This window comes from Vibrio sp. DW001 (assembly GCF_029016285.1).
Taxonomy (GTDB): Bacteria; Pseudomonadota; Gammaproteobacteria; order Enterobacterales; family Vibrionaceae; genus Vibrio.
Window position 1 is genome coordinate 954,881 of sequence record NZ_CP091975.1, and the last position, 22,804, is coordinate 977,684.

The following is a 22,804-nucleotide window of genomic DNA, read 5'->3' on the forward strand; positions in this document are numbered from 1 at the left end:
TGGAGCTAGTCAGCAAATAGAGTGCGGTGCATAATATTAGATATTGCTATGAAACACTTAGAGGTAGATTTGTCTCATTTTAGTCAAGCCATCGATGAACTCGTTAATCAGGTCGCCAACGCTAAAGAGCAAGACATCAGAATTGCTCAACCTTTGACGTGCGCACCAAATGCAGCCTGTATTGATTGGCTTGAGGTCCAACCTCATTTTCCTAAATTTTACTGGCAGTCACGCGATACCCGTGAAGAGGTCGTTGCGTTAGGAAAAGTGCATACTTTTTCTGAGCCCGCACCAGCCTATACAATTTTGGGCGAGAATCAGCGTATTTGGGGAGGAAAATCTTTTGACAACCTACCAGAAAAGGACGGTAGCGGTCTTTCGGCGTATTTCTTTCTCCCACAAATTGAACTGGTTAGATTCGACAACAACTGGTCGCTTTGCGTGAATTTAGCGGACGATAAAGATGCGATTATCTCGGCGTTAAACATGTTATCCGTTGATGTAACGCCATTATTGCCTATCTCGTCGCATATCCAATCTATCGTGCATGTTCCTTGTGAGCAGAAATGGCGTTATCAAATCGAAGACGTTTTAGAAAGAATTGAGCGAAACCAATTTAAAAAAGTTGTTTTAGCGAGAAAAAGCCTTATTAAACTCGATAGGTTTATTTCTGCAGCGCAACTATTAAAATCAAGCTGGGCGCAGAATAAAAACAGTTTTCATTTTTTATTTGCATTAAATGATAAGCAAGCTTTTATCGGCTCAACACCTGAGAGGCTATATAGCCGCAATGGGCAGGAGCTAGAAACTGAAGCATTAGCCGGGACGATTGGACGTGGTGACAATGCTCAACAAGATCTTGAGTTTGCGAACTGGCTGACGCATGATAAGAAAAATATCGTTGAAAATCAATATGTTGTTGATGATATTGTGGAAAGGCTAACCCCTTTCACGGATGATATAGAATTGCAAAATAATGCAAAGTTGATACGTCTTAGAAAGGTTCAGCACTTAAAACGTGAGATCCATGCCCACCTCAAAAAGGGAATAAATGGTGTGCAATTGCTTGCTGCATTGCAACCAACGGCGGCCGTCGCTGGGTTACCAAGGCAAGAGGCGATTAACTACATCCAAGAGAATGAACCTTTTTCTCGTGGATGGTACAGCGGCTCGATGGGGTATATCAGCCACCAAAAGGCAGAATTTTGTGTCGCGATAAGAAGTGCATTGGTCAGTGGTGATGAATTGCATCTGTTTTCAGGGGCAGGCATCGTCAAAGGTTCTCAAGCCGATGTGGAGTGGTTAGAACTCGACAAAAAAATGGCAACTTTACTGAGTTTAATGGAAGAAAATAAACCTCTGGGAGTCGCTCTATGAGTCAAAATACGTTAAGTCGCCAAACAGATCAGGCCGTGCTTAATCGTATTTGGTCTGAAGTGATGTTAGAAGAACTGGTTAGACTAGGCGTACATCATGTTTGTATTGCTCCCGGCTCCCGTTCTACTCCGCTTACCTTAGAAGCCGATAGCAACCCAGAGCTCACCATTCATACTCATTTTGACGAACGCGGTTTAGGTTTTCTTGCTTTAGGTATGGCAAAAGCAAGTCTATCTCCTGTCGCTATCATCGTCACTTCAGGCACGGCTGTCGCGAATTTATTGCCTGCTATTGCAGAAGCTAAGCTCACGGGTGAGAAGCTGGTGGTGTTAACCGCCGATCGGCCATCAGAGTTGATCGATTGTGGTGCTAATCAAGCGATAAATCAGATTGGTATCTATTCGAGTCATGTAAATGGCAGCCTTAATTTACCAAGTCCAACTGAAAGCATACCGATTACTTGGTTGCTCTCATCTGTCGATAACCTGATGCATCAGCAAAAACGCACTGGTGGTGCCGTTCACATCAACTGTCCATTCCCAGAGCCTTTGTATTCTGATGTAGGCAAGTCTATTTACGATGACTATTTACTGAGTGTAGATACTTGGCAAAGCAAGGATACGCCTTACACTCAACAGATCCGAAGAGATGGTCGTGATATCAATGATATGATTTCGCTGCAAACGCACAAGGGCTTAATCGTAATCGGTAATGTTGATGTTGCCGATGCAGAGAAAGCAAAGGCATTAGCCATTGCCTTAGGCTGGCCAGTATTGTGCGACCCTCAATCAGGTTTATCTAGTGAATGGCAGCATTATGATCTCTGGTTACGAACAACGAATGGTAAAACCAAGCTTGAACAATGCGACCTTATTCTGCAGTTTGGGTCTAGGTTAGTATCAAAAACGTTAAACGAATTTATTAAGAAGCAGTGTACTCATTATGCCGCGAAATATTATCTGATCGATAATGAAGAAACCCGATCAAACCCTGACCATTTACCCCAAACACATATCTACTCTTGCATTGTCGCGTGGGTGAATGATCAGTTGTTGCTTAAGTTACCGTTAATCAGCCGTCATAAATCGTGGGCGGATGAGTTGAAGCTATACGCCTCACAAGCAAAAAATCTTGCGCTTGAATGTGATGAATTTTCTGAGCTGGGTGTGGCTATCGCGATTCCTAAAATAGTAGGTAAGAAAGATTTATTTATTGGTAACAGCTTAGTTGTAAGGTTGTTGGATATGGTTACTGCTCTGCTTGGAAACCGAGCTTATACTAATCGAGGTGCATCGGGCATCGATGGATTGGTAGCCACGGCGGCAGGAGTACAACGAATCAATAAAGAAGCGATGCTGGTGTTATTGGGTGATACTTCACTGCTTTACGATCTCAACTCACTTTCGTTATTTAGCCATACAATAGAGCCAATTATTATTTTGGTGACCAATAACGATGGTGGCGCTATATTTGATCTCTTGCCGGTGCCACAGGAAAAGAAAACGGCACTTTACCAAATGCCTCATGGTTATCGATTCAAATACGCAGCCAAACAGTTTGATCTTAAATATCTTGAACCAGATAATATGAATGAGTTGATTGGTGTGGCAACTGAACACCTTGACTCAGGAAAAGGCGCGTTGCTCATTGAGATGCGTGCACCTTCAGGTCAAGCCTCTGATGACATTAAAAATTTAATACAAAGAAACCATGCTGCACATTAGCCAATATCATGAACTGAGCACGAATAGCCAGCGACCTGTTTTGGTTTTTCTGCATGGTTTACTTGGCAATGGGAGTGATTGGCAGGAGGTGATTCATCGCCTTGACCAATACTCGTGCTTGGCGGTAGACCTTCCTTGCCATGGTTATAGTTGCAATCGGCATCCAGTCAGTTTATCCCATACTTGCCAGTTAATATTTAACACAATTTTGTCTCAAGTAGGACCAAATAGGTCCATTATTATCATTGGTTACTCTTTGGGGGCAAGACTGGCCATGTTTGGATTAGCCAATGGCACTTTTGATGGACTAAACATAACTGGCTATTTTCTCGAAGGAGGCAATTTTGGACTTATTGATGATAATGAACGGCAACAACGTCTGGTTAATGATAGGCGATGGGCAGAAAGGTTTAAGTGTGAACCAATTGAACAAGTTTTAAGCGATTGGTACCAGCAAGCGGTATTTAGTTCTCTAAATCGCGAGCAAAGAGATGAACTGATAACGAGAAGAGCGCACAATAAAGGGAGCGCAATTGCAGAAATGTTAGTCACTACATCCCTAGGCAATCAACCTTACCTGTTGGATAAAATTGTGCGCATTGGTAAGCCTATTCACTACATATGTGGTGAAAAAGACATGAAGTTTTTTGAATTAGCCAAGCAAAGTAAGCTATCTTTTACTTCAATAAAAGAGGCCGGGCATAATGTTCATAAGGAACAACCTGAAGAATTTGCACAGTTAATTCGAACCAAACTTATACAGCTAGAGCAGACGCTTTAGCAAGATCAACAAAACAAATTGGACCAAAACATGGCAAGAACAATTGGAATGACAGAAGAAGAACTTTACGCACCAGTAACTTGGGCAGATTGTAGTTCTGAATATGAAGATATTCATTATCATAAATCCGCCGATGGTATCGCTAAGATCACTATCGCACGCCCACAGGTTCGTAACGCTTTTCGCCCTCAAACCGTTAATGAAATGATGAAAGCATTAGCCGACGCTCGCTATGACGAAAAGGTTGGCGTCATCGTTCTTACTGGTTTAGGTGAAGATGCTTTCTGTTCCGGTGGTGACCAAAAAATTCGTGGTGACTACGGTGGTTACAGAGACGAAGAAGGTACACATCATCTCAATGTTCTTGATTTTCAACGTCAAATCCGTACCTGTCCTAAGCCAGTTATTGCTGCGGTTGCCGGTTATGCCGTTGGTGGTGGTCATGTACTGCACATGATGTGTGATTTAACGATTGCGGCAGAGAATGCTCAATTTGGTCAAACAGGTCCTAAAGTAGGTTCTTTTGATGGAGGATGGGGTGCGTCTTATATGGCTCGCATTGTTGGTCAGAAGAAAGCCCGCGAGATTTGGTTCCTTTGTCGTTTTTACGATGCGCAAGAAGCACTGGACATGGGCCTAGTTAATACAGTAGTACCTGTGGTCGAACTTGAAAAAGAGACCGTTCGTTGGTGTCGTGAAGTTCTACAACATAGCCCAATGGCTCTACGCTGTTTGAAAGCAGCTTTAAATGCAGACTGTGACGGTCAAGCGGGACTGCAAGAGCTAGCAGGTAATGCGACGATGATGTTCTACATGACAGAAGAAGGGCAGGAAGGGCGCAACTCGTTTAATGAAAAACGCCGTCCAGACTTTTCTAAATTCCCAAGAAATCCATAATCTCGTTTTTTAACCGTACTTTACGTCGCTTAGTTTTTAGAATTGAAAATTAAGCGACATAAAGGCGTTCAGTACACTCGTTTTCATTATGAGTAGATTTTAGATTGCAAACTTTTTCAATGTCACCATACCGAGGCCTTCATGCGTCAAGCTAAACTATATAAATACCAACTTCCGATGGACAGTGGAGTGATTCTCCGAGACAGCAAGCTGACAGAAAGAGTCGGGTGGATAGCCGAGCTCTCAGAGCAAGGCAAAACGGTATATGGTGAAATTGCACCACTGGTCGGTTTCAGTAAAGAAACCACCGAGCAGGCGGGTATTCAGGCCCAGACGCAACTAGAGCTTTGGGTCAACGGCAATGCATTTGCTTATGATGAGCTGTGTCCTTCTGTGGCGAGTGGGTTGTCCTTTGCTGAGATCGAACTTGCTGGCGAGTTACCAATGGCTGGTAATTATGATAGTGCGCCTTTATGCACGGGTGATCCCGATGCAATGTTGCCGGTTTTAGATGCACTTCCACTAGATAAAAAAGTGACCAAAATTAAAGTAGGGCTCTATGAACCTATTCGTGATGGAATGTTGGTTAACCTATTTTTGGAGTCGATTCCCGACCTTAGAGTTCGTTTAGATGCGAACCGAGCTTGGACGCCAGAAAAGGCAGAAAAATTTGCTTCTTATATTAATTCGTCTCGCCGCCATCGCATAGAATTTGTGGAAGAACCATGCAAAGAGCCGGGTCAGAGTTTTACCTTTGCTATTAAAACGGGCATTGCTATTGCGTGGGACGAAACGTTACAGGACGCTGTTTCAGAGCCTGACTTTGATTTAGGAAAACTGACGGGTGCGAAGGTTATTATTATTAAGCCGACGTTAATTGGTTCTGTTTATCGTTGTCAGTCGCTTGTGGAGGATGCCAACCGTCATGGAATAAAGGTTGTGATCAGTTCGAGTTTAGAATCGAGTTTGGGTCTAAATCAACTTGCTAGGCTTGCGCAATGGCTTACTCCAGAGTCTGTGCCCGGCCTAGATACAATTAAGCTATTTGGGGCTCAACTTGAAGTGAAATGGCCACAATGTGATCTTCCTATTGTTCCATTAAACGAACAACAAGTTGTTTGGCAAAGTAAGTAAAATAAGAGTAAAGACTTTGGGAACTGGCGTTAATGAATAACCAACTGGAAAATAGCGTACAAACTTGGTTATCACTATGGTCTGAAAGCGAGCCTAACAAGTGCGCGTTGGTTTTTGAAAACAATACGTACTCATGGGTTCATCTCAGCGCCTTGCTCAATGGAGTAACGGTTTCGCTGCGTGGCCAAAATATCGGTCAAGGTGATGTGGTTGCTCTCGTCTCTAAAAACAGTATTGAACTGGTACTTGCCTACTTGGCTTGTATTCATCTGGGTGCGCTTCCTGCGCTTATTGCACCGAGTACGAATACACCGCTGGTTCAAAAGCTTGATACGTTAGGTTGTAACTATGTCTGGTTTGGAAAAGGGACCAACAAACTTGTTGATAGGACAGCGCTCAACACGCTCTACTCGATTCTACAGATATCTATCGGATGTTGCGTAGAGTCAGACTCAACTACGCCTGCAAATGTTCACCCAGACAACCTTGTCAGCATTGTATTTACCTCCGGTTCTACAGGGGTACCGAAAGCCGTCGCACACACGAGCAAACAACATGAAGCTTCCGCGCATGGGTTGCTGGCTCGTTTTGGTTTTAAGCCCAACGATACGTGGTTACTCAGCTTGCCGATGTACCATGTGTCAGGTTTAGCTATTATCTGGCGATGGTTAACAGTCGGTGCTTGCCTAAAAGTAGGCGAGGGAAAGGATCTTTTTACCGATCTTCAGGGGGCAACTCATGCCTCCCTTGTTCCTACACAACTCAAACGTTTAATTGACAGTGGAAAGCGGATCACTCTTTCTCGAGTGTTATTGGGTGGTAGTCACATCCCATTGGCGCTAGCACAAGAAGCAAATCGTCGAGGGATAGAGACTTGGCTAGGTTATGGTATGACTGAATCAGCTTCTACCGTGATGGCTAAGCAAGTGGATGAACACCTAGGTGTGGGTTTCTTGTTACCTAATCGGCTTCTTAAGGTGGAAAAACAGCGAATATACGTCGGCGGAGAGACGCTGGCTTCAGGGTATTTTTATCGAGGTAAGTTAACACCAATTGTTAATAATGATTGGTTTGATAGTAAAGATTTGGGCGAATGGGAAGGCGATCAATTACGAATCCTCGGGCGTGTTGATAATTTATTTATCTCAGGCGGCGAAAATATCCATTGTGAAGAGATCGAATTTGTCTTAGCCCAACATGCCAAAATCACTAATGCGGTGGTAATTCCAGTGCAAGATAAAGAGTATGGAGCAAGGCCAGTCGCCATTATTCAAAGTGAGCATGTTTTAGAGCAAAAAGATGTGGAGCAGTTTCTGTTGCGGCGGCTTGAAAAATTCAAATGGCCTGTTGAATATATCGTTATGCCTGAAATTCTATTAGAAGGGCCATCGATAAAACTGTCTAGGTCAAAGGTAAAGGCTTGGTTTATAGGCTCTCAAGTGAGCAAGAGAAAAGCCATCTAGCGAACCAATTGGTTATGTCTTAGTCCAAAACTGAATTTTGTTTTCTTATAAGAAAGCTCAATAATAAGCATATTAGTTATTAGAGAGCTTTTAAAATGAAGATTGTGTTGATTACCACAGCAGTGCTGTTAATTGCGACCGCATTATTTAGCCAAGGCGTCGTTAAGTCTTTAGCTGAATTGGGTGCCTTTCTGACTATTGTTGGTTATCTGTATTCACGCCAGAGTCAGCCAAGCAAGTGATAAGCTTGAAACCATTACCCATAAGAAAACACCAAATAAAAGAGGCTTAGCACCGGCCGCTTTCAGTTTTTCCAAAGAAATACTTGAGCCGATAAGAAACAAGCAGACCACCAATGTTTGCTTTGCAATAGCAAAAATTCCTCCGTATATAACCTCAAACTGTGGTAAGTAATCGCTTATCAATATTGCTGCACAATAAAACAAAATAAAGAAAGGGACGGTTATTTTGTTGCTACCATTCTTAAACAACATGGCACTAATAAATGCGACGGGCACAATCCAAAGTGCTCGTGCGAGTTTTAAAGTTGTGGCCGTTTTTAGGGCTTCTTCGCCATAAGCGGAAGCAGCACCGACCACCGAAGAGGTATCATGAATAGCGATAGCCGCCCAGGTACCAAATGTATGCTGATCTAGATTAAGCGCGTGTCCGATTAAAGGGAATACAAATAGCGCAACAGAATTGAGAACAAAGACAACCGCCAAGGCTAAGCCTGTTTGTTCATCAGAGGCTCTAATAGCAGGAGAAACAGCGGCTATAGCGCTACCACCACAGATAGAAGTACCAGCAGAGATCAGATACGCACCTTCCTTATTTAAACCTATCTGTTTTGCGACTAAGGTACCTATGATTAATGTGCCAAAAATGGAAACAACGATAAGACCGATGCCCTCTCCAGTCACCGCTAGCGCTTCTTGAAAATGAATACCAAAACCTAATCCTACAATAGAGTAGGCCAGCAACTTTTTGGTTATTTTACTGACAGGTAAGTCTTGGGGTACAAAGCCCAAACTTGATAGCACAAACCCAATAACCAAGGCGGTAGGTGAAGAAACCCAAGGTGTTAAACACATTGCTGCTGCGATGAAAAAAAGGAGTTTTTTACTGTTCATTGTTGCTGCCGTATTACGTAAAAGTCACGATGAGCATAACGTGATATTGACGTTTAGTATGTCTTAATTTACTTAACCATCCGTTAAGTTTAATTAAACGAAAGTATTATCTAAACCAAAAAGCTACTTGTAGCTTCCTCGCAACTTTTGTACCTGTTCACGCATATATTCCGAATTGGCGTCTTCTGGCGAGACAGGTCTTCCCGCTTCTATCTCTAGTTTTGCCCTAAACCGATTAGGGATGCCTTTAAAGGCTCGTCCTTTATGTCGGCTAAAATAACTCCCCCACATACCTTTTAAAGCTAAAGGAATGACGGGGACAGGCGAGCGGTTAATGATGATATCGATGCCACGCATAAAGGGTTGAATTTCACCATCTCCAGTTAATCGACCTTCCGGGAAAATACAGACAATTTCACCATCTGATAGTGCTTGTTCAACCTCTTTGAACGCCTTGCGTATCGATCTACTGTTCGCCGCTGAAACGGGGATAACACCAGCACGAAATAAAAAGCGCCGAAGTGGTTTAAGGTTAGCGTAATCTTCTTCCATTACAAATCGTATTAAACGAGGGCAGACGGCACTCAATAACAGCGCGTCCATATAGCTTACATGGTTACAGACCAATAAAGCGCCTCCGTTTTTAGGCAGGTGGTGCAAGTTGGTATGCTTTACCCGGTAGATAATATGGGTAACTATCCATACAACAAATCGAACCGCGTACACAGGAACCTGTGAAAAAAGGTATAGCACCACGACAAAGTTAATAACAGAGAGAAAGATGAAAAATTCAGGAATAGGCATCTCTAGAATGCCGAGCAATACGATACCAAGTATGGCGCTACCAACCATGAAAAGCGCATTGTAGATATTGTTTGCGGCGATGACCTGTGAGCATTCTGTCTTTTTCGCTCTTAATTGCATCACAGTATAAAGTGGCACTATAAATAACCCACCAGAAATACCTAACAGAGCCAAATAAGTAAAGGTTGGCCAAAGTTCTCTATAACCAACAAAGTCTGCGAAAGAGGTAAGTGACGGTAGATTATCGGGTACCGAGTAAGCCATCAAAATACCAAACAAAGTAATGCCCATACTTCCAACAGGGACGAGTCCATACTCTATTCGATTTTTAGACAGTTTATCACATAGCTGTGATCCTATCGCGATTCCGACGGAAAACAGAGCAAGAAGGAACGAAACTGCACTTTCACTGCCGTGAAGAGAGATTTGGGTAAAGTTTGGAAATTGAGTAAGGTAACTGGCGCCTAAAAACCAAAACCAACTGATCGCTAAAATGGACTTGTGTGTCACACTATCTTTTTTTGCGATGCTTAATGTGTGTTTTGTCTGCTTTATCGGCTGCCAACGTATCTTTGCCGTTGGATTCGCGGCGGGTGTTTTTGGGATAAACCGACTCGAGATATAACCAATTATAGAGAAAAGCATTACCGAAAGGGCAGCGACATGGGTAGCGTTATCACTTGAGGCAATAATACCTGCGGCCAAGGTACCCAAAAGAATGGCAAGAAAGGTACCCGTTTCAACCAAAGCATTGCCAGTTAGAAGCTCTTCGCTTTTTAGGTGTTGTGGCAATAATGCATATTTAACCGGGCCAAAGAAAGCAGATTGGGTACCCATAAGAAAGAGCAATAGAAGCAATACCTCATAGCTTTGAGTAATAAAGCCGATAGCGCCCAAAGTCATAATGCCAATTTCTGCCAACTTAACTTTTCGTATAAACCAATCTTTATCATATTTATCAGCTAATTCACCTGCGGTTGCCGAGAACAAAAAGAAAGGAAGAATAAACAACCCCGCAGCAATATTTATAAAAAGGCTTGAAGAAATAGAAAGGGTGCCACTCGCGGTGAAGGCGACCAATATGAGTAAGACATTCTTAAAAATATTGTCATTGAATGCACCAAAGAATTGGGTAATAAAATAGGGTAAAAAACGTCTTTGAGTCAACAAAGAACTGCTGCTTGTTGGAGAGGGGTTTAGCTCAGGCATGCAAAACCTTATTCATTTTTATGCCAATTCTGTAAATAGTTAGAAAGCAGGTTTTTAATCAGTGCTTTACCGTCGATAGGGGATGACGTGAAAAATTTATCATCCACACTCAACACGGTGATACCATGAACGCCTGCCCATAAGACACGACTGGCTTCTACAATCTCGTATTCAGACTTGGTCGGAGACAAAATAGCGATCAATTTTTCTAACATACTCGTCATGTTATCGATGCGTTCGGACTGCCAATCGGGTAGGTTTTCACCATTCATCGTATGTTGGAATATTAGTTGCCAGCGGTAAGGGTTTTGTTGAGCGAAGTCATGGTAACAATACGCGAGATTATACAGTGCTTCTTCAGTGCTGTTAGAGCTCTCAAGTGCAGTGGAAGCCTCTATTCGTAGTTCGTCAACCGTTTGGGCTACAACCTGTAAGAGCAATAAATTATAGTTGCCGAATATATTGACAAGAGTACTGGGTACATAGCCAATTTGAGTAGCAATTTTTCTCAGACTAAGATTATGATGGGGCTGATCTGCCAAGAACTCCTTTACCTTCTGTAAAGTTAATTCAACCAATTCTTCGCGAGTGTGATCGTTTCTGCGTGCCATACTTTTTGTGCCATTCCCATTTATGTAACTAAATAAGATCTATAAAATGAACGTTGTTCATTATTCTATGTGGAGCCCCAAAAAGGTCAAGAACAATGCGTGCTATTTTGTCGTAATGTGGGCTTTGCAATATTTCGATACACACAAGCTTGCACAAAGGATATAAATGTAAGGGATATCCATATATCATGCGGTAATATAAAATTAAATTTTTATAATATTTAGTCCAATAAAAATAGTTTCGTGAGACAAACAAAAGGGAAAAAATGAAACGTATCTTAGCTATGGTCGCACTCATCATGTTTACAGTGACCACGTCACCGATTGCCGAAGCCAAACGATTTGGTGGTGGTAAGTCTTTTGGTAAGATGTTCAAGACAGCACCCGCGACAAACAAGAGTCAGACCAACACCAGTTCGGTTAAAAAAGACCAAACACAGAGTCCCGCCGGCAGCAAACGTGGCTTAATGGGTGGTTTGATGGGCGGCCTTCTTGCTGGTGGTTTATTAGCGGCCTTCTTTGGTGGTGCATTTGAAGGTATCCAGTTTATGGATATCCTTATTATAGGGTTGGTCGCGTTCTTTGCCTTTAAGTTTTTACGTGCCATGTTGGGTGCAAAGGCTGGAAGCATGAATCAGCAAGCGTACTCTGGCGCTGGGAATCATTACCAAAAAGAGCAGCCTACTCATCAGAGCTTTGAACAAGCTCAACCTGCGGCGGGTTTCGGGTCTGCAGGGCACAGCGATGTTCCTCATAATTACCCACCAGGATTCGATCAGGCGGCGTTTATTAATGGGTCTCGTGAGCATTATCGCATTCTGCAAGGTGCTTGGAATCATAATGAACTGAATACAATTGAAGAGTACGTGTCATCAAGTTTGTTTGATGATTTGAAGTCGGAGAGAGCGAAACTTGAGGGTGATCAGCATACGGATGTTATGTATGTAGATGCGGAAATTGTTCGTGCAAATTACGATGCGTCTAAAGCGCAGCTTAGCCTTCAGTTCAGTGGTCGATATCGGGATTCAGTGGAAGCGATTGAAGAAGATATCACAGATATTTGGCACCTAGAGCGCGATCTAACCGTAGATAATGCACCATGGCTTATCGTCGGTATACAAGCGTAAAGTAACCTGATACCAATTCTACCAATTAATGTATTTGGTATTACCGCCAGTGACAAAAAAAGAAACCCCCGAAGATTATCTTTGGGGGTTTTTCTATATGCAGCGAATACTACGCTTTTTCAGCTTGAATGACTTTCTCAGCTTGATCAGCTTGGTCAGCCTGAATCGCGGTTAGTGCGATGGTGTAAACGATGTCGTCTACCAATGCACCACGAGACAAGTCGTTGACGGGTTTACGCATACCTTGAAGCATTGGACCGATTGACACTAAGTCAGCAGAACGCTGTACAGCTTTATAAGTTGTGTTACCAGTATTGAGGTCTGGGAATACAAATACAGTTGCTTTACCTGCTACAGGAGAATTTGGCGCTTTAGAAGCGGCGACATTTTCCATAATTGCAGCGTCATACTGAAGTGGACCATCAATAACGAGGTCAGGACGTTTCGCCTGAGCCAGTTTGGTCGCTTCACGAACTTTATCAACATCTGCGCCTTTGCCAGATTCACCTGTTGAGTATGAAATCATAGCAACGCGAGGGTCAATACCAAATGCCCTAGCAGAATCAGCAGATTGAATCGCAATTTCAGCCAGTTGCTCAGCGGTAGGATCTGGGTTAATCGCACAGTCACCATAAACCAATACCTGATCAGGCAGCAGCATAAAGAATACGGAAGACACGATAGAAGCATCTGGTGCCGTTTTGATTATCTGGAATGGTGGCACAATGGTGTTAGCAGTTGTGTGTACAGCGCCAGATACAAGGCCATCAACTTCGTTATTCTCTAGCATCATCGTGCCCAAGAATACAGAGTCTTCCAGTTTTGCACGTGCAACCACTTCAGTCATGCCTTTCTTAGAACGCAATTCTACAAGACGAGCAACGTATTTTTCGCGTACAGCGTCTGTGTCGATAATCTCAACACCGGCACCAAGTTCTACACCTTGTTGCTCAGCAACGTGGCGGATCTCTTTAGGGTTACCAAGAAGTACACAAGTTGCGATGCCACGTTCAGCACAAATAGCGGCTGCTTTTACTGTACGTGGTTCATCACCTTCTGGAAGAACGATACGCTTGGCAGCGCGGCGTGCAAATTCTGTCAGCTGATAACGGAATGCTGGTGGACTTAGGCGACGAATACCCTGAGTACCTTCAGTCAACGAATCAATCCAAGGTCCATCAATGTGGCTTGCAACGTGATCATTAACAAATTCAATACGATCTTTATCATCTGCTGGAACTTCTAAGCTAAAGCTTTGTAGGTTCAGCGATGTTTGCCATGTATTACCTTGTGCTTTAAAAATTGGCAGGCCAGTATCAAATGCGCGTCGACAAAGCTTAACGATTTGTTCTGGTAGGTCATAGCCGCCAGTCAGTAGTAAAGCACCAATCTCAACACCGTTCATTGCAGCAAGTGCAGCCGCAACGATAACATCGGGCCTATCGGCAGACGTGACGAGTAATGAACCAGGTTTAAAGTGTTCAATCATATGTGGAACTGAACGGGCACAGAAAGTAATGCTCTTGATACGACGGTTGTACATATCACCTTCGTGTACGATCTCAGCATCAAGATGCTTGGCCATATCGATAGCACGAGTGGCAATGAGGTCAATGCTCCAAGGAACGCAACCTAAAACACGAATTGGGCTGGTGCTGATGATCTCCATCGTTTTGATGTTTGCTTGCTTAGCCGCATCGGCTTCATCAAAAATTTCAGAAAGGTCAGGGCGGGTTCGGCCTGCATCATCGACAGGGGCATTAAGTTTATTAACGATAACACCAGAGATACTCTTGTTCTTCGTACCACCAAAGTTAGAAACCGCTAATTCAATACGCTCTCTAAGTTGAGACGCATTGTATGTGCCTGGAGTGGCAACAAATACAATCTCTGCACCAAGTGTTTTTGCCACTTCTTGGTTTACCTGGTTCGCAAATGGGTGCTTGCGAGTCGGGACTAACCCTTCAATCAAGATAACATCAGCATCACTTAAATCATTGTAACGACCAACGATCGTTTCAAGTAAAACGTCCATCTTTTCGTTACCGATAAGAGACTCAGCATCATGCATCGGGATCGGCTGAGACGTTTGGACATTGCTGTTTGCATTGATAATAGATGACGTTAGATCGGGTTGGTTACCACCGTGACGTGGTTGAGCAATCGGCTTAAAGAACGCAACATTTACACCTTTACGCTCCATTGTGCGGATGACACCTAAGCTAACACTGGTAAGACCTACTCCAGCGCTAATAGGTACAAGCATAATAGTACGGGACATTCGTAGAATACCTCTGATTTTAAAAGAAAAGGCTCAGCAATTATCTATCATTTTAGCGAGTAACGCATTCGGTCGATATTTTCTGAGGCCCAGATCAAAACTGGCTAACGTTTGTTAGCCAGTTCAATTTTTTAAAGACCTGCTAATCGCGCAGTGTCTTCAGCAATAATCAACTCTTCATTTGTAGAGATGACCATTGCAGGAATACGGCTTTCTTCAGTAGTGATAACCCCTTCGCCGCCAAAGCGTGCTTTAAGGTTTTTCTCGCTGTCTACTTCAATACCAAATACGCCTAGACGGTTTAGGACGAGTTCACGTATTGGGCTTGAGTTTTCACCTATGCCGCCAGTAAAGACGATTGCGTCTAAACGGCCATCAAGTGTTGCAGTGTAACCTGCAATGTATTTCGCTAGACGATGACAGAACACACCCATTGCGCGTGAAGCATCTGCTTTTTCTAAATAGTTATCTTCAACATAGCGGCAGTCAGACGTCACTTGTGTTAGGCCTTGTAGGCCAGACTCTTTCGTTAGCATCGTATTGATTTTATCTAAAGAGTAACCAAGTGTGTCATGCAAGTGGAAAATGATCGCAGGGTCGATATCGCCACAACGTGTGCCCATTACAAGGCCTTCAAGAGGAGTAAGTCCCATAGACGTGTCAACTGACTTGCCGTCTTTGATTGCACACACGGATGCGCCGTTGCCTAGGTGACAGTTGATGATGTTAAGTTCACTGGTTGGCTTGCCTAAACGCTCTGCGGCTTCGCGAGCGATATATAGGTGTGATGTACCGTGCATACCATAACGACGGATACTATGTTCTGTATAAAGGTCATAAGGTAGTGCATATAGGAATGCTTCTTCAGGCATCGTCTGGTGGTAAGCGGTATCGAATACGACTGACATTGGTAGCGCAGGGAATGCTTTCTGCGCCGCTTTAATACCTACGATTGCCGCAGGGTTATGAAGAGGAGCAAGTGCTGAACAATCTTCAATACCTTGGGTCACTGAATCGTCAACCAATACAGATTTCGTAAACTTCTCACCACCATGAACAACACGGTGGCCAATAGCACCTAAAGCGTCAGAAAGTTCTGGTTTAGAAGCAAGAATAGTGTCTACGATAAATGAAAGTGCTTCATCGTGTGCTGCACAATCGCCAAGTTGAGCTTCGTGCTTACCGTCTAACTTCCATTTGATACGAGCTTCTGGAAGGTGAAGGCATTCTGCAAGGCCGGTTAGATGCTCGTTACCATTATCGGCATCAACGATAGCAAATTTAAGAGAAGAACTACCGCAGTTTAAAACTAAAACTAGCTTAGACATGAGTGACTACCTGTTAATCATCTGAAAATATCAGTTTGGTTGAAAATTAATCTCAAGGATAGCGGACTCGTCTGGTCATGCACTATCTTTGGTCAAAAAAACATCATTATCCATAAATAAAGGCACGATCAAACTTCTGTGATCATGCGAGCATTCCTTGCTATGCAACGTCATAAATTTGCCTATTTTGTAAATTAGAGCAACAATGACATTGAGGGTGCGCAAAGGATAGCGATAATAGCCTAAGATAACAAAAAAAATTCGAGCAATTTTTAATTTTAGTCAATGTTTTTACAAATTATGTTGAATAATTCAAATATTTTTTAGCGCGAGGTCGAAATGAATACGAAACCTGGACTAATCCATAGCCTAAGAAGCGGGCAAAAATATATGGATATCTGGCCGATGCGAAAGGAGTTATCGCCCATTTTTCCAGAACACCGCATTATTAAAGCGACTCGCTTTGGTATTAAAGTGATGCCGGCGGTAGCGATGATCAGCCTACTTATGCAATTGAGCTTTCAAAACATGCAAGCAATGCCACAGGCCATTGTTGTCGCACTGTTTGCGATCAGTTTACCTTTACAAGGTATATGGTGGTTAGGTAATCGCTCCAATACCAAACTTCCACCGGCGCTTGCTGGATGGTATCGAGAGCTTCATCAAAAAATACAAGAGTCGGGATTCGCATTAGAACCTGTCAAGGCTAAGCCCCGTTATAAAGAACTTGCCGTACTTTTAAACCGTGCATTTAGGCAACTGGACAAGACAGCACTTGAGCGTTGGTTTTAAATATCGGGTAGCGCGGCGCGTAATAAAATGTAAACAAGCTTTCTTTTCGAAGCTTGAGTGCGTCGCTTCTTGAACCTAGAGGCAGAGGATTGACATTTGTGATTGAAATAACAAATGTGCGAAAACTCAAAACTCAAAACTCAAAACTCATACCTCGAGCTCAATCCCCCTCATTTCTATTAATTAGCTCAATAAATAAAAACTCTTCTTCCATTCCTGCCTTGTAACTGGTAAAAATGTTTACGTAGCGTAAAGAAATACGTACAAGTTAAAAAATAAAAAAATTTAAGTACGACATTGAAACAAATAAATTGCTAATCAAGGAGTTAAGATGAAGGCAAGTCAAATTATTGCTACTGCGGTTATTGCCGGAGCAGCACTACTCTCTTCTACAGGTGTTATTGCGAAAACAGCTAGAATTGCTGTTTCTCAAATAGTTGAGCATCCAGCACTGGATGCCACTCGCCAAGGTCTTTTGGATGGACTAAAAGCGAAAGGGTATGAAGAAGGAAAAAATCTCGAGTTTGATTTTAAAACGGCGCAGGGTAACCCAGCGATCGCAGTTCAAATCGCTCGTCAATTTGTTGGTGACCGTCCGGATGTATTAGTCGGTATCGCGACGCCATCGGCTCAAGCGCTTGCAGCGGCAACGCGTGATCTTCCTATCGTATTTACAGCGGTGACGGATCCGGTTGGTGCTAAACTCGTAAGCAACGAAGAAAAACCAGGAAAAAATATTACTGGGCTTTCTGACCTGTCTCCAATTGCACAACACGTAGCATTAATCAAAGAGTTGCTTCCAAACGCGAAAACAGTCGGTGTGGTTTATAACCCCGGTGAATCTAACTCTGTAAGCTTAATGAAATTGCTAAAAGAAAGTCTAGAGGCAAATGGACTAGAGCTTATAGAAGCAACAGCACTTAAGAGTGCAGATGTGCAGAGTGCCACTCAAGCTATCTCGGCTAAATCTGATGTTCTTTATGCGATGATTGATAATACAGTAGCAAGTGCTATTGAAGGCATGACGATTGCAGCTAATCAAGCGAACACGCCAGTATTTGGTGCAACAACAACTTATATTGAAGGCGGTGCTTTCGCAGCGCTAGGTTTCGATTACTACCAAATTGGTGTGCAAACGGCGGATTATGTCGTTGCCATTCTTGAAGGTGCGAAGCCGGGTGACCTCCCAGTGAAAGTGGCTAAAGGTTCTGATCTCATCGTGAATAAAACAGCTGCGGATAAACTTGGTATCACTATTCCACAATCTGTTCTAGACCGCGCGACGGAAATTAAGTAAACCCTACCACAACACATTCTTGATGTTGTGAAGGTTAAGAAATACCTCTCGGCCAATCAATGCAAGGTTGGTCGAGAGTTTTTATACTAACGAAGAACGATAACGTTAGTGTAAGCAGAGAAGGAGTATGTATGTCTGCTTTTGCATTTTTTGGAGCACTAGAAATAGGGCTTATCTATGGTCTCGTTGCTTTAGGCGTTTATCTTACGTTTAGGGTACTGGACTTTCCTGATCTTACTGTGGATGGTAGTTTCCCTATGGGGGCTGCTGTGGCCGCGACAGGTATTGTTGCAGGACTAGACCCTTGGCTTTCTACATTTTTGGCCGTCATCGCGGCAAGTGCAACAGGGTGGGTGACGGCGTTTTTAGCCGTACGTTGCGGTATTTTGCATCTGCTCGCTTCTATATTGACCATGATTGCAGCCTTCTCCATCAATATTCGAATAATGGGTCGACCAAACATCGCACTTTTGGGCTCAGATACTATTTTGACGCCATTTGAAGCGTACGGGGACTCGATGTATATCCGACCTCTATTGGTTGGAACTTTGGTTCTTTTATCTGCTTGGTTTGTGGTTCGTCTTTTAAACAGTGATTTTGGCTTGGGGCTACGCGCAACCGGTGTGAATGCTCGTATGGTTAAAGCTCAGGGCGGAAGCACGGCTTTCTACACCTATTTCTGTTTAGCGTTATCAAACGGCTTTGTGGGGTTTGCTGGGGCGCTATTTGCTCAAACCAACAGCTTTGCTGACGTAACTTCGGGAACAGGGACGATTGTTGTCGGGTTAGCGGCCGTTATTCTTGGGCAGACACTGATCCCGGGAAGAAAGATCTGGATAGCGGTCACGGCCGTTATTGTTGGTTCAGTTTTGTATCGACTTGCCGTCGCATTTGCGTTGAGTTCAGGTATGTTTGGCTTGCAAGCTTCTGACTTGAATTTAGTCACGGCAGTATTGGTCGCAGCGGCGTTGATCGCACCAAAAGTGAAAGGAAATCTAAAGGCAAAAAAGGCGCTAACGCCAACTGAGGGCGTTGCACCACCTAAGCCAGACAAAGAATCAGGAGATGTCGCATGATTCATTTAGAAGATATTCAGGTTACCTTTAATCCTGGAACCGTTTTAGAAAACAAAGCGTTGAGAAGTGTCTCAGTACAAGTACCAGAACATCAGTTTTTGACCGTAATTGGCTCAAACGGCGCGGGAAAATCTACCTTGCTCGGTGCCGTTACGGGTGAAACGCCAATGGTTGGCGGAAAGGTTCGTATCGATGATCTAGACGTGACTCGTCAATCCGTTGACCAACGAGCGAGTCAATGTGCGCGTGTATTTCAGGACCCACTCGCAGGAACCTGCGGTGATCTTACGATTGAAGAAAATATGGCTTTGGCTTATATGCGAGGAAAGCGCAGAGGATGGCATCATTCAATATCGTCTAAACGTAGAAAAATATTCCAAGAGCGCATTAGTATTTTAGGCCTAGGCCTAGAAGACAGGTTAAGCGATAACATCGGTTTGCTTTCTGGTGGACAGCGTCAAGCGGTTAGCCTTGTGATGGCAACCCTCTCTGATAGCAAACTGTTGTTGCTCGATGAGCACACCGCGGCGTTAGATCCAAGAATGGCAGCATTTGTTCTCGACCTAACCAAAAAGGTAGTGAAAGAATTTAACCTAACAGTCATGATGGTTACGCACTCAATGAAAGATGCATTAGCGTGTGGAGACAGAACCATTATGCTTCACCAAGGCAAGATTGTATTGGATGTTGAAGGTGATCAACGGGCGAACATGGCCGTACCAGATTTATTGGAGATGTTCTCTAAAGTGCGAGGAGAAGAGTTGACAGATGACAGCTTATTATTGAGCTGACTACGCCCTTTCTCTCACCCCTAAAAATGTGATCCCTCTTCTTCCGAAGGGGGATTTTTCAATACGGTTAATGGTCTAGACTGGCATCAAATCTCCAATGCTGAGTCAGACTATGAATCCCCCCTATTTATGCCACGTTCAAACGACGGACGGATTGCTTTTCAAAAACAGATTACCGTTCAAAAATAGTGCACTGGTTGTCACTCTTAAAACAGAAGATCTTCCATTCGATAAGGTTCAGGTTCGTCACGAACCGGATAATGAAGAGTCTCTGGTCGAAATGAAGCCAGTGGGAAAAGAGGGGCGTTTGGTCTTATGGCAGGCCTCTATTCCAGTCAATAGCGACCGAGATACGACCCACTATGTATTCAAATTGATCTTGGGTAGCAATCAATTTTGGTTGGATGCAAGAGGGGGTCAGGCACGGATTCCAAGTAAGGAATACCACTTCAAATATAACGTGAACCATCAACCCCCAGAATGGGTCTCCGAACAAATATTCTATCAAATATTCCCCGACCGTTTTTGCAACGGTAACCCGAAGATAAACGTAAAAAGCGGTGAGTATCAAATCCGAGGTGGGACGGTAGACGTGGTCGCGAAAGCGTGGGGCAGTGCGATAGGGCGCTATCAGCGCGCTTCTAGTGTCGAGTTTTATGGTGGCGACTTACAAGGAATAAAAGACAAATTAGATTACCTGCAAGATCTCGGGGTGACCTCGCTTTATCTCAATCCAATATTTCAATCAAATAGTAACCACAAATACGACACGACAGATTATCTGAACGTCGATCCTCATCTGGGAACCAATCAAGATTTTGCCGACTTAAGTAAGGATGTTCATAACCGGGGTTTGAAAATCGTCCTAGATGCGGTATTCAATCACACATCTGAAGAGCACCCTTGGTTTGATAAAAATGGTAAGTACGACGCCGGTGCTTACCACAACATCGATTCTCCGTATCGACATTTTTATCTATTTGAGGGTGAAACAACAAACTACCTTGGTTGGAAAGGGGTGGCGACGTTGCCAGTATTGAACTTCGAAAATCAAGAGGTAAGAAGCTATATCTATCAATCTGAACAGTCAGTGATTAAGCACTGGTTGCGCGCCCCTTATGCGATAGATGGGTGGCGATTTGATGTAATTCATATGCTTGGTGAAGGGGATGGCGCTAAGAATAATGAATACTACGTCCGTCAGTTTCGTGAAGCGGCTAAGTCTGTCTCTTCAGAGACCTACGTGTTGGGTGAGCATTTCTTTGAGGCAACGCAGTGGCTTCAAGGAGATCAAGAAGATGGATCGATGAATTACTTTGGTTTTGCTCATCCTATCCGAGCTTTGCTTGCCGGATTAGATATCATCTACGATCCTATTTCATTGACGCCGTCAGGTTTTGCTCATTGGGTAAAAGAGGCGAACGCGAAGATACCTTGGGCCAATCAGCTTACGCAGCTCAATCAGCTGGACAGCCATGACACGACACGTTTTTTAACCATGTTGAAAGGTGACGAGCAAAAGATGCGGATGGCAGCGGTTATGCTACTCACATTTGTTGGAACCCCATGCTTGTATTATGGAACAGAAGTGGGTTTGGAAGGCGAGCTCGATCCAGATAACCGTCGGTGTTTTCCATGGGAACGCGTCGCGACGTCTAGCTGGTTGCCATTCTATAAAGATCTGATTAACGCTCGTAGAGAGAACATAGAGTGGCAGAAAGGCGCATTTGAGATACTAAGCCACTCGGATGAGCATATCGTTTATGCGCGCAAGCTTGGTACCGAGGTATCCATTATTGCTCTTAGCTTTGCCGACAATGAGTGCAGTATACCCGCTTGGAAATTGGGAATCGAAAACGCCAAGGTGCAATGCTATTTTGACGATAACCCGCGCGAGATTAAACACGGCGAGTTTACGCTCTCTATGACTCAGTGGCAGTGTGAAATAATAAAGGTGTCGTCGCTAACCTAATTCAGATTGGTACTTTTCGATACAAGAAATGATAGGAGAGGCGGTCTTAAAGGTTCTGACTTCTCTAAATAAGGTATCGGCTTGGTCATATTCATTGCGAAGATAACTGAGCCATTGTTTAACCCTATTTGGATAATAGAGGCCTTTGTCGCCCTTCATTTCATACTGAGAATATTTGAGTAGTAGCGTCACCACTTCTTCCCATGACATTGGTTGATGATTGAATTTAACCACGTTGCCTAGATTGGGAATGTTAAACGCCCCACGACATACCATCAACGAATCTATACCGGTCGTTTCAATACAATCTTGACCGTCTTGATAGTTCCAAATCTCACCGTTAGCGATGATCGGGATAGTACTGCGTTCTTTGACTTGCTTAATGTAGTCCCATTTTATCTCACTGGCCTTATAGCCACCTATTTTGGTGCGGGCGTGAATGGTCACTTCGTTGGCGCCTGCTTGTTCAATAGCATCCACAATTTCAAAGCAATCCTCTGGGTTTTCCCAACCAAGACGAATTTTGGCGCTGACAGGAATGGTATCCGATACCGCCTCGCGACACGCCTTCACTATTTTATAAATCTGTTCTGGATCTTTGAGCAGTGCTGCACCACCTCTACTTCGATTGACTAATCTCGCAGGGCAACCAAAATTAAGGTCAATGCCTCTTGCACCTAAGCTTTCAGCTTGAACAGCATTTTCTGCCATCCAATTGGGCTCTTGGCCAAGTAACTGGATATGGATTGGAGTGCCAGATTTTGTCGATGAACCGGTCTCTAGTTCTGGGCACAAGCGAGTAAATACGTGTTCAGGAAGTTTTCGATTAATAACACGAACAAACTCCGTAACGCAGAGATCATAGTCATTGATATCTGTCAGCATCTCTCGCATTAAATGGTCTAGTACGCCCTCCATAGGGCCCAGAATTACACGCATATATCCAATTTACCGATAATAAATGAGCCGGCATTCTATCTGGTATTTATCCATACATCTACATAATC

The 22,804-nt window shown here is 43.6% G+C and carries 19 protein-coding genes; 13 read left to right on the forward strand and 6 right to left on the reverse strand.

Annotated elements, in window-relative coordinates; all coding sequences use genetic code 11:
• Positions 1–48 precede the first annotated feature (48 nt).
• From L3V77_RS04605 to L3V77_RS04635, 7 genes are all read left to right on the forward strand, one after another.
• A complete protein-coding gene (locus L3V77_RS04605) occupies positions 49–1,377 on the forward strand; it encodes an isochorismate synthase (RefSeq protein WP_275135933.1) in 1,329 nt (442 codons plus the stop codon).
• Positions 1,374–3,101: a 2-succinyl-5-enolpyruvyl-6-hydroxy-3-cyclohexene-1-carboxylic-acid synthase gene (gene menD / locus L3V77_RS04610; RefSeq protein ID WP_275135934.1), complete on the forward strand. Its 1,728-nt coding sequence runs from the start codon at positions 1,374–1,376 to the stop codon at positions 3,099–3,101. Before L3V77_RS04605 ends, menD begins: the two co-directional genes overlap by 4 nt.
• On the forward strand, positions 3,088–3,882 hold the full coding sequence (gene menH, locus L3V77_RS04615) for a 2-succinyl-6-hydroxy-2,4-cyclohexadiene-1-carboxylate synthase (RefSeq protein WP_275135935.1): 795 nt from the start codon (positions 3,088–3,090) through the stop codon (positions 3,880–3,882). Before menD ends, menH begins: the two co-directional genes overlap by 14 nt.
• A 30-nt stretch (positions 3,883–3,912) precedes the next feature.
• Positions 3,913–4,779: a 1,4-dihydroxy-2-naphthoyl-CoA synthase gene (gene menB / locus L3V77_RS04620; protein WP_275135936.1), complete on the forward strand. Its 867-nt coding sequence runs from the start codon at positions 3,913–3,915 to the stop codon at positions 4,777–4,779.
• A 141-nt stretch (positions 4,780–4,920) separates the two neighbouring features.
• Positions 4,921–5,913 (forward strand): o-succinylbenzoate synthase, encoded by a 993-nt coding sequence (gene menC, locus L3V77_RS04625; protein ID WP_275135937.1) that lies wholly within the window; start codon positions 4,921–4,923, stop codon positions 5,911–5,913.
• A gap of 32 nt (positions 5,914–5,945) precedes the next feature.
• Positions 5,946–7,376: an o-succinylbenzoate--CoA ligase gene (gene menE / locus L3V77_RS04630; protein ID WP_275135938.1), complete on the forward strand. Its 1,431-nt coding sequence runs from the start codon at positions 5,946–5,948 to the stop codon at positions 7,374–7,376.
• 95 nt (positions 7,377–7,471) lie between these two features.
• Entirely contained in the window at positions 7,472–7,618 is a 147-nt protein-coding gene (locus L3V77_RS04635; protein WP_275135939.1) for a hypothetical protein, read from the forward strand.
• Here L3V77_RS04635 and L3V77_RS04640 read toward each other — a convergent pair.
• The 3 genes from L3V77_RS04640 to L3V77_RS04650 form a co-directional block, all read right to left on the reverse strand.
• Positions 7,592–8,509, reverse strand: a complete 918-nt coding sequence (locus tag L3V77_RS04640; protein WP_275135940.1) for a putative sulfate exporter family transporter — start codon at positions 8,507–8,509, stop codon at positions 7,592–7,594. The two genes, L3V77_RS04635 and L3V77_RS04640, sit on opposite strands and share 27 nt — an antisense overlap.
• 123 nt (positions 8,510–8,632) lie before the next feature.
• A complete protein-coding gene (locus L3V77_RS04645) occupies positions 8,633–10,522 on the reverse strand; it encodes an MFS transporter (RefSeq protein ID WP_275135941.1) in 1,890 nt (629 codons plus the stop codon).
• Positions 10,523–10,530: 8 nt separating this feature from the next.
• Positions 10,531–11,133: a TetR-like C-terminal domain-containing protein gene (locus L3V77_RS04650; protein WP_275135942.1), complete on the reverse strand. Its 603-nt coding sequence runs from the start codon at positions 11,131–11,133 to the stop codon at positions 10,531–10,533.
• 266 nt (positions 11,134–11,399) lie between these two features.
• Between L3V77_RS04650 and L3V77_RS04655 the strand changes: the two genes are divergently transcribed.
• The gene (locus L3V77_RS04655; protein ID WP_275135943.1) at positions 11,400–12,260 is read left to right on the forward strand and encodes a TIM44-like domain-containing protein; all 861 of its coding nucleotides are present in this window, start codon (positions 11,400–11,402) and stop codon (positions 12,258–12,260) included.
• 109 nt (positions 12,261–12,369) lie between these two features.
• Here L3V77_RS04655 and pta read toward each other — a convergent pair whose 3' ends face one another.
• Positions 12,370–14,541, reverse strand: a complete 2,172-nt coding sequence (pta, locus tag L3V77_RS04660; protein WP_275135944.1) for a phosphate acetyltransferase — start codon at positions 14,539–14,541, stop codon at positions 12,370–12,372.
• Positions 14,542–14,672: 131 nt separating this feature from the next.
• Complete coding sequence (locus tag L3V77_RS04665) at positions 14,673–15,869, reverse strand: acetate kinase (RefSeq protein ID WP_275135945.1); 1,197 nt, start codon at positions 15,867–15,869, stop codon at positions 14,673–14,675.
• A gap of 339 nt (positions 15,870–16,208) precedes the next feature.
• On the opposite strand from L3V77_RS04665, the gene yfbV reads away from it, so the two are divergent.
• The 5 genes from yfbV to malZ all read left to right on the forward strand — a co-directional run bounded on the left by yfbV (position 16,209) and on the right by malZ (position 21,797).
• Positions 16,209–16,661, forward strand: a complete 453-nt coding sequence (yfbV, locus tag L3V77_RS04670; protein WP_275135946.1) for a terminus macrodomain insulation protein YfbV — start codon at positions 16,209–16,211, stop codon at positions 16,659–16,661.
• Between the two features lie 331 nt (positions 16,662–16,992).
• On the forward strand, positions 16,993–17,958 hold the full coding sequence (locus tag L3V77_RS04675; protein ID WP_275135947.1) for an ABC transporter substrate-binding protein: 966 nt from the start codon (positions 16,993–16,995) through the stop codon (positions 17,956–17,958).
• Positions 17,959–18,089: 131 nt separating this feature from the next.
• Positions 18,090–19,034 carry an ABC transporter permease gene (locus L3V77_RS04680; RefSeq protein ID WP_275135948.1) on the forward strand — a complete coding sequence of 315 codons (945 nt, stop codon included), beginning with the start codon at positions 18,090–18,092 and terminating at the stop codon, positions 19,032–19,034.
• Entirely contained in the window at positions 19,031–19,825 is a 795-nt protein-coding gene (locus L3V77_RS04685) for an ABC transporter ATP-binding protein (RefSeq protein ID WP_275135949.1), read from the forward strand. Before L3V77_RS04680 ends, L3V77_RS04685 begins: the two co-directional genes overlap by 4 nt.
• A gap of 112 nt (positions 19,826–19,937) precedes the next feature.
• Entirely contained in the window at positions 19,938–21,797 is a 1,860-nt protein-coding gene (gene malZ / locus L3V77_RS04690; RefSeq protein ID WP_275135950.1) for a maltodextrin glucosidase, read from the forward strand.
• On the opposite strand, the gene dusC is transcribed toward malZ, so the two are convergent.
• Positions 21,789–22,736: a tRNA dihydrouridine(16) synthase DusC gene (dusC, locus tag L3V77_RS04695; protein ID WP_275135951.1), complete on the reverse strand. Its 948-nt coding sequence runs from the start codon at positions 22,734–22,736 to the stop codon at positions 21,789–21,791. The genes malZ and dusC overlap by 9 nt on opposite strands.
• Positions 22,737–22,804: the final 68 nt, after the last annotated feature.